Origin of the sequence: Variovorax palleresanus (genome assembly GCF_051144945.1) — a bacterium.
GTDB lineage: Bacteria > Pseudomonadota > Gammaproteobacteria > Burkholderiales > Burkholderiaceae_C > Variovorax > Variovorax paradoxus_S.
The window spans coordinates 1,523,825-1,537,222 of record NZ_JBJNVP010000002.1 but is presented as its reverse complement, the minus strand read 5'-3'; the positions used below and the strand labels follow the sequence as shown (position 1 = coordinate 1,537,222).

Here is a 13,398-nt window from a genome sequence, read left to right as displayed (position 1 = left end):
CTCACCCCCACCGGCATGAAAACCAGAGTCCAGTTCCGCCTGCGCATCTACCGGGACGACAGCATCGCCATCGGCCCCGGCAAGATCGCCGTGCTGGAGGCCGTGGCGGAGACCGGCTCGATCTCGGCCGCGGCGCGGCAGCTGGGCATGTCGTACCGGCGTGCCTGGATGCTGATCGACGAGATGAACCACGCCCTGAGCTCCCCGGCCGTGAACACGGCGGCCGGCGGCTCGCGCGGCGGCGGCACCGCGCTCACGCCCGTGGGCGAGGAAATCGTCAAGCATTACCGCGCCATCGAGAACGCTGCGCGCCTGGCCACGGCGGCCGACGTCCGCGCGCTGACGCGCCTGCTGGCGCCCTGATCCATCGCCCGCGCTGTATCCGAAAGGATATCGGCGCCACTCTCCCGCAGCCGCCACGGACCTCTTTTCAAGGGGGAAAGTCCGTTCGTGCAACAATTGCGTTGTATCTTCATGAATACGACGAACTCCCTCATCGCTTCGACCGACTGGTTTCCGTTGGTGCTGTCGCTCAAGGTGGCCGCGGTCGCGACGCTGCTGGCGCTCGTTGCCGGCGTGGCGCTGGGCTGGGTGTTCGCGCGCAAGCGTTTTCCGGGCGACACGGTGCTGGAGGCGGTGTTCATGCTGCCGCTGGTGCTGCCGCCCACGGTCATCGGCTACGCCATCCTGGTGGCCGCGGGGCGCCATAGCCCCCTCGGCAGCTGGCTGCGCGAGCATTTCGACTATTCCATCATCTTCAGCTGGCATGGCGCCGTCGTGGCGTCGGCCGTGGTGGCGCTGCCGCTGGTGCTGAAGTCGGCCAGCGCCGCCTTCGCGGGGGTCGACCGCTCGCTCGAAGCCGCCGCCAGCACGCTGCGCCAGTCGCCGCTCTCGGTGTTCTTGCGTGTCACGCTGCCGCTGGCCTGGCCCGGCATCCTGGCCGGCACGCTGCTCGCGTTCGCGCGCGCCATGGGCGAGTTCGGCGCCTCGCTGATGGTGGCGGGCTCCATTCCGCAGCAGACCCAGACCTTGTCGATGGCGATCTACGACGCCGTGCAGGCCGGCCATGACGAGCTGGCGTTGCTGCTGGTGGTGGTGACGTCCGTGCTGTCGGTCACGGTGCTGGTGCTGTCGAACCGCTTTTTCTCGCTTCGCTGACTGGCTCACCCTTACCCGAGAACCTCCATGCGTCCGCTCCGCCTCCTGTCTCTTGTCTTGGCCTTGGCGCTGCCGCTGGGCGCGGCGGCCCAGCAGATCACCGTGTCCGCGGCGGCCAGCCTGACGGACGCGTTCAAGGCGCTGGGGCCGAAGTTCGAGGCCACCAGGCCGGGCGCCACGGTGCGCTTCAACTTTGCGGCTTCGGGCGTGCTGCTGCAGCAGATCGCGCAGGGCGCACCGGTCGACGTGTTCGCCAGCGCCGACCAGGAGACCATGGGCCGCGCCGCCGAACAGAAGCTCATCGATGCGGCCACGCGCCGGAACTTCGCGAGCAACGCCCTGGTGCTGATCGAACCGCTGAGAGACGCGGCAGGCGTCCGGTCGCTGCAAGATCTTGCCGGCGCGGGTGTGCGGAAAATCGCGGTCGGCAAGACCGCCACCGTGCCGGTCGGCCGCTACACGCGGCAGGTGCTGGAAGGGGCGGGGCTCTGGAGCGTGCTCGAGCCCAAGTTCGTGCAGGCCGACAGCGTGCGCCAGGTGCTCGACTACGTGGCCCGCGGCGAGGTCGAAGCCGGCTTCGTCTACCGCACCGATGCGGCGGTGATGGGCGACAAGGTCAGGGTCGCCTTCGCGCCGGCAACCTCCATGCCGGTGACCTACCCGGTCGCGGTGGTCGCCGACAGCCGGCAGAAAGCGCTGGCCGGCGATTTCGTGGCTTTTCTTTCGAGCGACGCCGCGCGCGAAGTCCTGGCGCACTACGGCTTCGGCAAACCATGATCGACGTCGACCTGAAGCTCACGGTCACCGACGGCACCCGCCGCTTCGACCTGGCGGCGCGCTTCGCGACCGACGTGCCTTTTGCCGCGCTTTACGGGCCCTCGGGCGCCGGCAAGACGCTCACGCTGCAAGCGATAGCGGGGCTGCTGCATCCGTCCGCGGGCCATGTGCGGCTCGACGGCCGCACGCTCTACGACTCCGCGCGCCGCATCGACGTGCCGGCGCCCGCGCGGCGCATCGGCTACCTGTTCCAGAACTACGCGCTGTTCCCGCACCTGTCGGTGCGTGAGAACGTGGCCTTCGGCCTGACCGCGTGGCACCAGCGCAAGCTGCCGCCGCGCGAGGCCGAGATGGTGCAGTCGCTGCTCGAAGGCTTCGGTCTGGCGGCGCTGGCCGACAGCCGGCCGCAGAAGCTGTCGGGCGGCCAGCAGCAGCGGGTGGCGCTCGCCCGCGCGCTGGCCTGCCAGCCGCAGGTGCTGTTGCTCGACGAGCCCTTTGCCGCGCTCAACCCGATGCTGCGCAGCGAACTCCGCAACGAGCTCGCGCAGGTCCGCCGCCAATGGGGCATTCCGGTGCTGATGATCACGCACGACATCGACGACGTGCTGGCGCTGGCCGACGTGGCTTTTGTCTACGACAACGGCCAGGTGGTGCGCGAGATCGACCTGCACAACGCGCAGAGCCGCGATTTCGCGCTGCGCGAGGTGGGCGGCGTGCCGGCCACCGAAGCCACGCCGCTGCATCGAAAGCTGCGCGGGCTGCTGCTGCGGGACGCGCGCGGCGCGTGAGCCGGCCGGCGGAGGACGCGGATGACCCTCGCCGCAAAAGCGCCTTGCGGCAGCGCTACGATCGCGGCATGAATCCTTCCATCGATGTTGCCGTTGTGATGCGCCGCGAACGTGTCGACAGCCGTTGGCAGTCCTGGCGCTGGATTCTCGAAAGCGTCGGCCCCGACCAGCCCGGCTTCGGCACCGAGCCGCGCCTGCTCGAGGCGAGCGAGCGTGCCCAGCGCTGGCTGCACCCCGGCTTCAAGACCGAGCTGTTCCGCGACGACGTGGAGGGTTACCACCTGAACGCCACCACGCCCGCGCCCTGCTGGTTCGTGCTTTGGCGCATGGAGGAAGAACCCACCATTGCCGACGAGCCGCTGGCGCGGCCGGTGGTGGTGAGCCTCAGCTACAACGAAGCCGGGCGCTGGCTCGACGCGCAGGAAACCGTGGAGCAGGTGCCCGCGCCCGAAGACGTGATCGAGTGGATGCGCGGCTTCGTGCAGGCGCATTACGTGATGGAGCCCAAGCGCCGCAAGCGGCCCGAGAGTTTCCGCCCGCTGGTCGACCGCTTCGGCAACCCGGCCACCGTGTCGACCGAGAAAAAGCGCGGACCCGGAGCGGGCGATGTCTGAGAACTTCTTCGACCGCTGGTCGCGGCGCAAAAAGGAAGCACGCGAAGAGCTTTCGCCGCCTCCCGCCTTGCAGGACGCGGACGAGGTGCAAGGCGCGGCCGCTGCGCGCGTCGAAACCGCCGCGCCCCTGCCCGCGGCCCAGAGCACCGCGGCCGGCCTTCCCGCCGAAGGGCAGGGGGAAACACCCCCACCCACCCTCGCCGATGCGGAAGCCCTCACGTCCGAGTCCGACTTCCGGCCCTTCGTGGCCAGGAACGTCGCGCCCGAGGTAAAAAACACCGCCTTCAGAAAGCTCTTTGCCGACCCGCAGTTCAATGTGATGGACGGCCTGGACACCTACGTCGACGACTATTCCAAATCGACGCCGATCCCCGACAGCGTGCTGCGCCAGATGGCCAGTGCCAAGTTCCTCAAGCTGTTCGAGCACGAGGAAGAAGAGCAAGTGCAACGATCCGGAGAACCCGCGGAAACCCCGCACGTCGCCGCGCCGCCGGACGTGGCACAGTCCGAGCCTCCGGGAGATATCCCCAGCCAGCAGGTTGCCGATGCGCAACCCGCAAGCCACAAAACCGATGACCACCACGCTGATCTGCGACTGCAACCAGACGATGCCGCTCGAGCCGAAGACGCTCGGCGCAGCGCTGGCTGAGTCGCTTCCCCTTCATTCCACGCTGTGCCGCCGCGAGGCGCCGGCTTTCCAGCGCGCCATCCGCTCGGGCGACGAGGTGGTGGTTGCGTGCACGCAGGAGCGCAAGCTGTTCACCGAGCTCGCTGGACAGACCGAAGGCGCGACCTCGCCGATCCGCTTCGTCAACATCCGCGAAACCGGCGGCTGGAGTCGCGACGCGAAGAACGCCAGCCCCAAGATTGCCGCCTTGCTGGCGGTGGCCCACCTGCCGGAGCCCGATCCGGTCTCGACCGTGAGCTACGCGAGCCAGGGCCGGCTCCTGATCGTCGGCCCGCTCGACCAGGCCGAGCGGGCCGCCGCGCTGGTGGCCGACACGCTGCAGGTCTCGATCTTTTCCACCGGCCCGGGCGCCAGCGGCGGCGGGCAGGAACGCCGCTGGCCCGTGATGGCGGGGCGTATCGCATCGCTCGACGGCTGGCTCGGCGCTTTCTCGCTCAAGTGGATGCGGGACAACCCTATCGATCTCGACCTGTGCACGCGCTGCAATGCCTGCTTGAGCGCCTGCCCCGAGCAGGCGATCGGGCTCGACTACCAGATCGACCTGGCCAAGTGCACCTCGCACCGCGACTGCGAAAAAGTCTGCGGCGTGGCCGGCGCCATCAACTTCGGCCGGGCGCCCGAGGCGCTCGATGCCGGTTTCGACCTGGTGCTCGACCTGGGCACAACCGCTCTGATCGACTGGCATGCGCCGCCGCAAGGTTATTTCCACCTGGCGGGCGGGCTGGCGAATGGCGAAGGCCTGTCGACCCTGCTGCGCCTGCGCGAGCTGGTGGGCGAGTTCGAGAAGCCGAAGTTCTTCGACTACAAGCAGAAGCTCTGCGCCCACAGCCGCAACGAAGTGGTGGGCTGCAACGCCTGCGTCGAGGTGTGCTCGGCGCACGCCATCTCCAGCGACAAGGAGCGCCAGCGCATCGTCGTGAACCCGCAGCTCTGCGTGGGCTGCGGCGCCTGCACCACCGTATGCCCGACCGGCGCGCTGGGCTATACCTATCCGCGCACGCCCGACCAGGGCCGCAAGCTGCGCACGCTGCTCGCCACCTACCTGGGCGCCGGCGGCCGCGACGCCACGGTGCTGCTGCACAACGAAGAAGGCGGGCAGGCGCTGGTCGAACGGCTCGGCCGCGAGGCGCAGCTCGGGCGCGGCAAGCGCGACGGCCTCGGCGGCGTGCCGGCGCATGTGCTGCCGGTGGCGCTGATGCATGTCGCGAGCACCGGCATCGACCTCTGGCTCAGCGCCGTTGCGTTCGGCGCGTCGCAGGTGGCGGTGCTGTCCACCGGCGAAGAGGCGCCTCAGTACCTGGACGCACTCAAGAAGCAGATGGCCGTGGCGCAGGCGCTGCTCACCGGCCTCGGCTACACCGGCACGCACTTCCACCTGATCGAGGCCGCCACGCCCGCCGCGCTGGATGCGGCGCTGGCCGGCCTGCGCGCCACGCGGCAGCGCGTGCCCGGCAGTGCGGCGCGCTTTGCCGTCGGCGGCGAGAAGCGCGGCACGCTCGAGATGACGCTGGACCACCTGATGGCCCAGGCGCCGGCGCTTTCGGCGCCGCCTGCCGATGCCGCCGCACCCCTCGAAATTCCGCTGCCGGACGGTTCTCCCTTCGGCGCGATCACCGTCAACAAGGACAGCTGCACGCTGTGCCTGGCTTGTGTGAGCGCCTGCCCCGCAAGCGCGCTGCAAGACAACCAGAATGCGCCGCAGCTGCGCTTCATCGAAAAGAACTGCGTGCAGTGCGGCCTTTGCGCCACCACCTGCCCCGAGAACGCGATTGCGCTCGTGCCCCGGCTTTCGACTGCCCCCGAGCGCAAGCAGCCCGTGGTGCTCAACGAGGCCAAGCCCTGGGCTTGCATCCGCTGCAGCAAGCCCTTCGGCACGCAGAAGGCCATCGAAGCGATGCTCGGCAAGCTGGCGGGCCACGCCATGTTCCAGGGCGAGGCGCTCGAGCGGCTCAAGATGTGCAGCGACTGCCGGGTGATCGACCTGTACAGCGCGCAGAACGAGATGAAGATCACGCAACTATGAGTCAATTTCCTCCAATGACCTCGGCGCTCGACGAGGAAATTGCGCGGGCCGAGGTCTACGGCCTGCTCGCGCGCCTCTGGTATGCCGCGCCCGATGCCGAACTGCTCGGCGCCTTCGGCGTGGCGCCGACCGAGGCGCCCGCGGCCGGCGCCTTTCTCGAGGAGCCCTGGCGGCAGCTGGTCGGCGCGGCGCGCGGCACCGATGCCGCCGCGGTGCATGCCGAGTACGACGCGCTGTTCGGCGGCATGGGCAAGCCCGAGATCTACCTTTTCGGCTCGCACTACCTGAGCGGCTTTCTCAACGACAAGCCGCTGGCGCAACTGCGCACCGACCTCGCCCGCCTCGGGCTGGCGCGCGGCGAGGCCGTGTCCGAAAGCGAAGACCATGTTGCCTGTCTGTTCGAGGTAATGCGCTACCTTATTGCCGGTGACGACGCAGCGGTAGCCAACCTTGCGCAGCAACAGGCTTTTTTCGCCACCCATCTGCAGTCGTGGCTGCCGACGCTCTGCGACGCAGTGGCGCAACATCCGAAGTCGCATTTCTATGCCTCGCTGGCCGGGTTCACCCGCGCTTTCGCCGAAATCGAGGTTCAGGGCTTCGACATGCTCGATTGATCGCATCAATGGAAGAGTTTGATTGTCGGGATTAAGGGTCTCGACTAGTATCCAGATGTATGCAAATCAGTTCATATCTGGTTTGCCCCCAGCCACTCCTGGAGATCACATGCAGGACAGCCAAGCGGCCGGCATCAAGCCGGCCTCGCGTCGAGGTTTCTTTTTAGGTGCCGCCAGCGCCGGTGCCGCGGTTGCCGCGGTTTCGGTGCTTCCGAAGGTGGTCGACACCCCCGTGGCGGTCGAAGCTGCCGCGCCCGCGGCGAAGCCCGCGCCTGAAAAGGGCGGCGGCTATTCGCTGAGCGAACACGTCAAGCGCTATTACAAGACCGCTTCGGCCTGAAGCGGACCCCAAGATGTTGTTGACCAAGAAAACAGCCCCCGCGAACACTGTCTCGCGGCAAGGGGAACGCGAGTCTTCCGCGTTCATTCACAGCCTGCGGCGCGGCCTTTCGGGCGCGCTGCCCACCATGGACCGGCGCGCCTTTCTCCGGCGTTCCGGGCTCGGTGTGGGCGTGGGCCTGGCCGCCGGCCAGCTCACGCTGATGCGCAAGGCCGAGGCGGCAGGCGATGCGCGGCCCACCGCGATCGGCGCCGGCAAGGTCGAAATCAAGCGCACCGTGTGCTCCCACTGCTCGGTCGGCTGTGCCTCCGATGCGGTGGTCGAGAACGGTGTGTGGGTGCGCCAGGAGCCAGTGTTCGATTCGCCGATCAACCTCGGCGCGCATTGCGCCAAGGGCGCCGCGCTGCGCGAGCACGGCCACGGCGAATACCGGCTGCGCTACCCGATGAAGCTGGTCAACGGCAAGTACGAGCGCATCAGCTGGGACACCGCGCTCAACGAGATCACCGCCAAGCTGAAGGACCTGCGCCAGGCCAGCGGGCCCGATTCGGTCTACTGGATCGGCTCGTCCAAGCACAGCAACGAGCAGGCGTATCTGCTGCGCAAGTTCGTGAGCTTCTGGGGCAGCAACAACTGCGACCACCAGGCGCGCATCTGCCACTCGACCACGGTTGCCGGCGTCGCGAACACATGGGGCTATGGCGCCATGACCAATTCGTACAACGACATGCGCGGCGCCAAGGTGGCGATGTACATCGGCTCCAACGCCGCCGAGGCGCACCCGGTCAGCATGCTGCACATGCTCCATGCCAAGGAGCATGGGTGCAAGATGATCGTGGTCGACCCGCGCTTCACGCGCACCGCGGCCAAGGCCGACGAGTACGTGCGCATCCGCTCCGGCTCCGACATCGCTTTTCTGTTCGGCATCCTGCACCACATCTTCAAGAACGGCTGGGAAGACAAGCAGTACATCAACGACCGCGTCTTCGGCATGGAAAAGGTGCGCGAAGAGGTCCTGGCCAAGTGGACGCCCGACAAGGTCGAGGAGGCCTGCGGCGTGAAAGAGGCGCAGGTGCTCAAGGTGGCCACTTGGCTCAACGAGAACCGCCCCGGCACCGTGGTGTGGTGCATGGGCCAGACCCAGCACACCATCGGCAATGCCATCGTGCGCGCCTCGTGCATCCTGCAGCTTGCGCTCGGCAACGTGGGCAAGTCGGGCGGCGGCACCAACATCTTCCGCGGCCATGACAACGTGCAGGGCGCCACCGACGTGGGCCCGAATCCCGATTCGCTGCCGGGCTACTACGGCATCGTCGAAGGTTCGTGGAAGCACTTCGCTGCCACCTGGGGCGTCGATTACGAATGGATCAAGGGCCGCTTTGCGTCGCCCGCGATGATGAGCAAGCCGGGCATCACCGTGTCGCGGTGGATCGACGGCGTGCTCGAGAAGAACGAGCTGATCGACCAGGACTCGAACCTGCGCGGCGTGTTCTATTGGGGCCATGCGCCCAACTCGCAGACGCGCGGCCTCGAGATGAAGCGCGCCATGGACAAGCTCGACCTGCTCGTGGTGGTCGACCCGTATCCCTCGGCCACGGCCGCCATGGCCGCCATGCCCGGCAACCCCGACGACCTCAACAAGAACCGCGCCGTCTACCTGCTGCCCGCGTGCACGCAGTTCGAGACCAGCGGCTCCGTCACGGCGTCGAACCGGTCGATCCAGTGGCGCGAGAAAGTGATCGAGCCGCTGTGGGAAAGCCGCAGCGACCACATGATCATGCAGCAGTTCGCCGACCGCCTGGGCTTCGGCAAGGAGCTCAGCAAGAACTTCAAGATGCAGAAGGTCAAGGGCATGGATGAGCCCCTGCCCGACGACATCCTGCGCGAGATCAACAAGACCTGCTGGGCCGTGGGCTACACCGGCCAGAGCCCCGAGCGGCTGCAGGCGCACATGCGCAACATGGGGGCCTTCGACGTGCGCACGCTCAAGGTGAAGGCCGGCGTGAAGGACAAGGTCAACGGCTATGACCTCACGGGCGATTACTTCGGCCTGCCGTGGCCCTGCTACGGCACGCCTGAACTCAAGCACCCGGGCTCGCCCAACCTCTACGACACGTCCAAGCACGTGATGGAAGGCGGCGGCAACTTCCGCGCGAACTTCGGCGTGGAGCGCGACGGCAAGAACCTGCTGGCCGAGGATGGCTCGCATTCGCTCGGCGCCGACATCACCACCGGCTACCCCGAGCTCGACCACGTGCTGCTCAAGAAGCTGGGCTGGTGGGACGAGCTCACCGAGGCCGAGAAGCCGAAGGCCGAAGGCAAGAACTGGAAGACCGACAGCTCGGGCGGCATGATCCGCGTGTTCATGAAGAACCACGGCTGCCATCCCTTCGGCAATGCCAAGGCGCGCGCGCTGGTCTGGAACTTCCCGGACGCGATTCCGCAGCACCGCGAACCGCTCTACGGCAACCGGCCCGACCTCATGGCCAAGTACCCGACGCACGACGACAAGATGGCGTTCTGGCGGCTGCCCACTCTCTACAAGAGCGTGCAGCAGAAGAACATCGCCGACAAGGTGGCCGAGAAATTCCCGTACGTGATGACCTCGGGCCGGCTGGTCGAGTACGAGGGCGGCGGCGAGGAAACCCGCTCGAACCCCTGGCTCGCCGAGCTGCAGCAGGAGATGTTCATCGAGATCAACCCCAAGGTCGCGGCCGAGAAGGGCATTCGCAACGGCGAGCGTGCCTGGGTGCACACGCCCACGGGCGCAAAGCTCAACGTGCAGGCCCTGGTGACCGAGCGCGTGGGGCCCGACACGGTGTTCATGCCGTTCCACTTCTCGGGCCATTGGCAGGGCGCCGACATGCTCGGCTACTACCCCGCCGGCGCAGCCCCCGTGGTGCGCGGCGAGGCGATCAACACCGCAACAACTTACGGATACGACAGCGTGACCATGATGCAAGAGACCAAGACCACGGTCTGCAATGTGGAAAAGGCATAAGGAGGCACCATGGCACGAATGAAATTTGTCTGCGACGCGGAACGCTGCATCGAATGCAACGGCTGCGTCACCGCCTGCAAGAACGAGAACGAAGTGCCCTGGGGCGTGAACCGCCGCCGCGTGGTCACGCTGAACGACGGGGTGCCGGGCGAAAAGTCGATCTCGGTGGCCTGCATGCATTGCTCCGACGCGCCCTGCATGGCGGTGTGCCCGGTGCAATGCTTCTACCGCACCGAAGAAGGCGTGGTGCTGCACGACAAGGACGTGTGTATCGGCTGCGGCTACTGCTCGTACGCATGCCCGTTCGGCGCGCCGCAATTTCCGTCGCAAGGCACCTTCGGCGTGCGCGGCAAGATGGACAAGTGCACCTTCTGTGCCGGCGGCCCCGAGGCCAATGGCTCCGAAGCCGAGTTCGAGAAGTACGGCCGCAACCGGCTGGCCGAAGGCAAGCTCCCTGCCTGCGCCGAAATGTGCTCGACCAAGGCGCTCCTGGCCGGCGACGGCGACGTGGTGGCCGACATCTTCCGCACCCGCGTGGTCCAGCGCGGCAAGGGTGCCGAGGTCTGGGGCTGGGGCACCGCCTACGGCTCCCAGCAAGCGGGCAAGCCGCCCGTGAACGGAGTGCAGAAATGAAGCGGCCGGGCCTCCTCGCCCTGGGCGTTGCGCTGGCCGCAACTTGCCTCGTGGCCTGCGGCGAGAAGCCGCAGACCAACACGCAGGGCGTGAAGCGCGACGCCGTGCCCTGGAGCGGAACGAGCAACAAGGAGAACGCCGGCACGGTGTTCACCGCACCCGGCTGGAAGGTCGGCGACAAGACCGCCTGGGAGCAGCAGCTCAAGACCCGCGCGCAGAACGGGCAGAACGAATACAACAAAGAGAACTGAACGGAGAGCCCATGAAGCAAGCGCTGACCGCTCTGGTTCTTTGCTGTGCCGCGCTGGGTCCGGCCTTCGGGCAGGCGCAGCCGCCAGCCGCACCCGCATCCACACCCGCTGCCACCCCCGCGCCGGCACCGGCCGCGGGCGGCATCCGCGGCCAGAACATCTTCGAGGTCAAGCCCGAAGCCAGCGCCGACCCCAACTACGCGAACCAGACCAACGGCGAGCGCATGAAGGTGCAGCCCGGCAACAACGCGCCCATGTGGCGCCAGGTGGGGCAGGGCGTGACCGGCCACAGCAGCCTGCCGAAGAGCGAAGCGCCCGAAGCCGGCAACCTGATCCAGCCTTTCGTTCAGTACCCGGGTTCGCGTTTCACCAACGCCGGCGAAGCCTGGCGGCAGGTGCGCAACGACTGGATCATTCCCTACGGTGCGGCGCTGCTGTTCGTCACGCTGCTGGCGCTGGCCATCTTCTATTTCACGCGCGGCCCCATCCGCCTGCACGGCCAGGAAACCGGCCGCAAGATCGAACGCTTCACGCCCTTCGAACGGGCCACGCACTGGTCGAACGCCATCGCGTTCGTCACGCTCGCGATCTCCGGCCTCGTGATGGCCTTCGGCAAGTTCTTCCTCCTGCCCTGGATGGGTGCCACGCTGTTCGGCTGGATCGCCTACGCGCTCAAGAACGTCCACAACTTCGTCGGACCGCTGTTCGTGGTGACGATTGTGTTCATGGTCTTCACCTTCATTCGCGACAACATTCCGCGCGCCATGGACCTGAAATGGCTTGCGCGCTTCGGCGGCCTCTTCGGCGGCAGGGAAGTGCCGTCGCACCGCTTCAATGCGGGCGAGAAGGTGGTGTTCTGGGGCGGCGTGCTGTTCCTCGGCTCCTTCGTCATCGGCTCGGGGCTCTTCCTGGACAAGCTGCTGCCCGGCTTCGTCTACACGCGCGGCGAGATGCAGGTGGCGCACATGGTCCACGGCATTGCAACCCTGCTGATGATCGCGATGATCATGGGCCACATCTTCATCGGCACGCTCGGCATGACCGGCGCCTACAAAGCCATGCGCACCGGCTACGTCGACGAGACCTGGGCCAAGGAACACCACGAGCTCTGGTACGACGACATCGTCGCGGGCAAGATTCCGGCGCAGCGCTCGGTGCCGGACGGCTCGGCGGTGCCGCCCGCTGCGCGGCCCGCGATACCCGCCGAAGGAACTCCCTCATGAAAAAGCCGACGCTGTCTTTGAATTTCTGCGCGCTGGTGCTCGCGCTGGCCGCGCCCGTGGCGTGGGCCAAGCTCCCGCCACCCGCCGCCACTCCCGAAGCCAAGGCCAAGGCCGCCGAAGCCGCCGCCAAGACCGCGTGGACAGCCAAGGTCGATGGCTACAAGCTCTGCCAGGCGCAGGACCGCGTGGCGGCCAAGTACCGCGCAAGCGCAGCCTCGGCCGCCAAGCCGGTGCCGACGGCGGTTGCCACGCCGCCCTGCGCCGACCCCGGCCCCTTTGCCTATGCGCCACCGCCGGACGCCAAGCCCATCGAGGCTGCGGGCGCGCATTCGCCGGCCACCACGGCTGCTTCGCCGCCCAGCACCACGCAGCCTGACGCCGCCGTCAATCCTGCGCCGAAGAAGGCGCAGTGACAACGCCGTTGCCGCCGTTGCCGCTTCCACGTCTCACACAGGCCCGCGCCGCACTGACGCGCGAGGTCGAGGTTGTCGATGAGCACGGCGCGCGCGGCACGGTCTCCATTCCCGCCGAGCGCGATCTCACGGTGTACGTGGATCGGCGCGAGTTGGTCACGCTGATGACGCTGGGCGCCCAGCCCGAACTGCTGGTGCTCGGCTACTTGCTGAACCAGCGTCTCATCGAATCGGCCGGCGACGTGGAGTCGGTCACGGTCGATTGGGAGGTGGGCGCCGCCGCGGTCAAGACGCACGCCGGCATCGACCGCATCGAGGAGCGCACCGCCAAGAAGGTGGTGACCACCGGCTGCGGCCAGGGCAGCGTGTTCGGCGACCTGATGGCCGACATCGACAATCTCCGGCTGCCGCCCACGCGCATGACGCAGGCGCAGCTTTATGCGCTGGTCAACGCCATCCGGCTCCAGGAGAGCACCTACAAGTCGGCCGGGTCGGTGCACGGCTGCGCGCTGTTCACGCTCGAGCCCGGCGGTACCGAGGCCACGATGCACTGCTTCGTCGAGGACGTGGGCCGCCACAACGCCATCGACACCATCGCAGGCTGGTGCGCCATGCAGCCGCCGGATGCGCTGGCCGGCGACCGGGTCTTCTACACCACCGGCCGCCTCACGAGCGAAATGGTGATCAAGTCGGCCCAGATGGGCGTGCCCATCGTGGTCTCGCGCAGCGGCATCACGCAGATGGGCCATGAGGTGGCCACGCGCGTGGGCCTGTGCGCCATTGGCCGCGCGACCAACCGGCACTTCGTCTGCTACGCGGGCGCCGATCGGCTGGTGCTGCAGCCGGAACTCGCACGCCGAAGTCCGGCCTAAGGC

General features: G+C 67.6%; 15 protein-coding genes. All 15 read left to right on the top strand.

All coding sequences use genetic code 11. The annotated features are described in order from the left end of the window. Positions 1–15: 15 nt before the first annotated feature. The 15 genes from ACJ7Z0_RS10970 (at position 16) to ACJ7Z0_RS10900 (ending at position 13,395) form a co-directional block, all read left to right on the top strand. Positions 16–363, top strand: a complete 348-nt coding sequence (locus ACJ7Z0_RS10970; RefSeq protein WP_021008748.1) for a winged helix-turn-helix domain-containing protein — start codon at positions 16–18, stop codon at positions 361–363. A gap of 111 nt (positions 364–474) precedes the next feature. After that, positions 475–1,158 carry a molybdate ABC transporter permease subunit gene (gene modB / locus ACJ7Z0_RS10965; RefSeq protein ID WP_434789884.1) on the top strand — a complete coding sequence of 228 codons (684 nt, stop codon included), beginning with the start codon at positions 475–477 and terminating at the stop codon, positions 1,156–1,158. Between the two features lie 27 nt (positions 1,159–1,185). Further along, positions 1,186–1,935, top strand: a complete 750-nt coding sequence (modA, locus tag ACJ7Z0_RS10960; RefSeq protein ID WP_434789883.1) for a molybdate ABC transporter substrate-binding protein — start codon at positions 1,186–1,188, stop codon at positions 1,933–1,935. Further along, complete coding sequence (locus tag ACJ7Z0_RS10955) at positions 1,932–2,723, top strand: ABC transporter ATP-binding protein (protein ID WP_434789882.1); 792 nt, start codon at positions 1,932–1,934, stop codon at positions 2,721–2,723. Before modA ends, ACJ7Z0_RS10955 begins: the two co-directional genes overlap by 4 nt. Positions 2,724–2,791: 68 nt before the next feature. Next, complete coding sequence (locus tag ACJ7Z0_RS10950) at positions 2,792–3,337, top strand: DUF3305 domain-containing protein (RefSeq protein ID WP_434789881.1); 546 nt, start codon at positions 2,792–2,794, stop codon at positions 3,335–3,337. Continuing rightward, positions 3,330–3,986 carry a DUF3306 domain-containing protein gene (locus ACJ7Z0_RS10945; RefSeq protein WP_434789880.1) on the top strand — a complete coding sequence of 219 codons (657 nt, stop codon included), beginning with the start codon at positions 3,330–3,332 and terminating at the stop codon, positions 3,984–3,986. Before ACJ7Z0_RS10950 ends, ACJ7Z0_RS10945 begins: the two co-directional genes overlap by 8 nt. Continuing rightward, positions 3,910–6,048: a 4Fe-4S dicluster domain-containing protein gene (locus ACJ7Z0_RS10940; RefSeq protein WP_434789879.1), complete on the top strand. Its 2,139-nt coding sequence runs from the start codon at positions 3,910–3,912 to the stop codon at positions 6,046–6,048. Before ACJ7Z0_RS10945 ends, ACJ7Z0_RS10940 begins: the two co-directional genes overlap by 77 nt. Then, the gene (locus ACJ7Z0_RS10935; RefSeq protein WP_431128376.1) at positions 6,045–6,662 is read left to right on the top strand and encodes a TorD/DmsD family molecular chaperone; all 618 of its coding nucleotides are present in this window, start codon (positions 6,045–6,047) and stop codon (positions 6,660–6,662) included. Before ACJ7Z0_RS10940 ends, ACJ7Z0_RS10935 begins: the two co-directional genes overlap by 4 nt. 109 nt (positions 6,663–6,771) lie before the next feature. Beyond that, a complete protein-coding gene (locus tag ACJ7Z0_RS10930; RefSeq protein ID WP_431128379.1) occupies positions 6,772–7,002 on the top strand; it encodes a formate dehydrogenase in 231 nt (76 codons plus the stop codon). Between the two features lie 13 nt (positions 7,003–7,015). Continuing rightward, on the top strand, positions 7,016–10,003 hold the full coding sequence (locus tag ACJ7Z0_RS10925; protein ID WP_431128382.1) for a formate dehydrogenase subunit alpha: 2,988 nt from the start codon (positions 7,016–7,018) through the stop codon (positions 10,001–10,003). Positions 10,004–10,012: 9 nt separating this feature from the next. Then, on the top strand, positions 10,013–10,636 hold the full coding sequence (fdh3B, locus tag ACJ7Z0_RS10920) for a formate dehydrogenase FDH3 subunit beta (RefSeq protein ID WP_431128385.1): 624 nt from the start codon (positions 10,013–10,015) through the stop codon (positions 10,634–10,636). Beyond that, positions 10,633–10,887 (top strand): hypothetical protein, encoded by a 255-nt coding sequence (locus tag ACJ7Z0_RS10915; protein ID WP_431128388.1) that lies wholly within the window; start codon positions 10,633–10,635, stop codon positions 10,885–10,887. The genes fdh3B and ACJ7Z0_RS10915 overlap by 4 nt, the downstream gene beginning before the upstream one ends. Before the next feature lie 11 nt (positions 10,888–10,898). After that, complete coding sequence (locus tag ACJ7Z0_RS10910) at positions 10,899–12,110, top strand: formate dehydrogenase subunit gamma (protein WP_434789878.1); 1,212 nt, start codon at positions 10,899–10,901, stop codon at positions 12,108–12,110. Continuing rightward, entirely contained in the window at positions 12,107–12,523 is a 417-nt protein-coding gene (locus tag ACJ7Z0_RS10905) for a hypothetical protein (RefSeq protein WP_434789877.1), read from the top strand. The genes ACJ7Z0_RS10910 and ACJ7Z0_RS10905 overlap by 4 nt, the downstream gene beginning before the upstream one ends. Further along, the gene (locus tag ACJ7Z0_RS10900; RefSeq protein WP_434789876.1) at positions 12,520–13,395 is read left to right on the top strand and encodes a formate dehydrogenase accessory sulfurtransferase FdhD; all 876 of its coding nucleotides are present in this window, start codon (positions 12,520–12,522) and stop codon (positions 13,393–13,395) included. The genes ACJ7Z0_RS10905 and ACJ7Z0_RS10900 overlap by 4 nt, the downstream gene beginning before the upstream one ends. Positions 13,396–13,398: the final 3 nt, after the last annotated feature.

Bases quoted from the DNA above. Each gene is read 5' to 3' on its own strand.
- ACJ7Z0_RS10970 (WP_021008748.1), top strand. From the start codon at position 16: ATGAAAACCAGAGTCCAGTTCCGCCTGCGCATCTACCGGGACGACAGC.
- modB (WP_434789884.1), top strand. From the start codon at position 475: ATGAATACGACGAACTCCCTCATCGCTTCGACCGACTGGTTTCCGTTG.
- modA (WP_434789883.1), top strand. From the start codon at position 1,186: ATGCGTCCGCTCCGCCTCCTGTCTCTTGTCTTGGCCTTGGCGCTGCCG.
- ACJ7Z0_RS10955 (WP_434789882.1), top strand. From the start codon at position 1,932: ATGATCGACGTCGACCTGAAGCTCACGGTCACCGACGGCACCCGCCGC.
- ACJ7Z0_RS10950 (WP_434789881.1), top strand. From the start codon at position 2,792: ATGAATCCTTCCATCGATGTTGCCGTTGTGATGCGCCGCGAACGTGTC.
- ACJ7Z0_RS10945 (WP_434789880.1), top strand. From the start codon at position 3,330: ATGTCTGAGAACTTCTTCGACCGCTGGTCGCGGCGCAAAAAGGAAGCA.
- ACJ7Z0_RS10940 (WP_434789879.1), top strand. From the start codon at position 3,910: ATGACCACCACGCTGATCTGCGACTGCAACCAGACGATGCCGCTCGAG.
- ACJ7Z0_RS10935 (WP_431128376.1), top strand. From the start codon at position 6,045: ATGAGTCAATTTCCTCCAATGACCTCGGCGCTCGACGAGGAAATTGCG.
- ACJ7Z0_RS10930 (WP_431128379.1), top strand. From the start codon at position 6,772: ATGCAGGACAGCCAAGCGGCCGGCATCAAGCCGGCCTCGCGTCGAGGT.
- ACJ7Z0_RS10925 (WP_431128382.1), top strand. From the start codon at position 7,016: ATGTTGTTGACCAAGAAAACAGCCCCCGCGAACACTGTCTCGCGGCAA.
- fdh3B (WP_431128385.1), top strand. From the start codon at position 10,013: ATGGCACGAATGAAATTTGTCTGCGACGCGGAACGCTGCATCGAATGC.
- ACJ7Z0_RS10915 (WP_431128388.1), top strand. From the start codon at position 10,633: ATGAAGCGGCCGGGCCTCCTCGCCCTGGGCGTTGCGCTGGCCGCAACT.
- ACJ7Z0_RS10910 (WP_434789878.1), top strand. From the start codon at position 10,899: ATGAAGCAAGCGCTGACCGCTCTGGTTCTTTGCTGTGCCGCGCTGGGT.
- ACJ7Z0_RS10905 (WP_434789877.1), top strand. From the start codon at position 12,107: ATGAAAAAGCCGACGCTGTCTTTGAATTTCTGCGCGCTGGTGCTCGCG.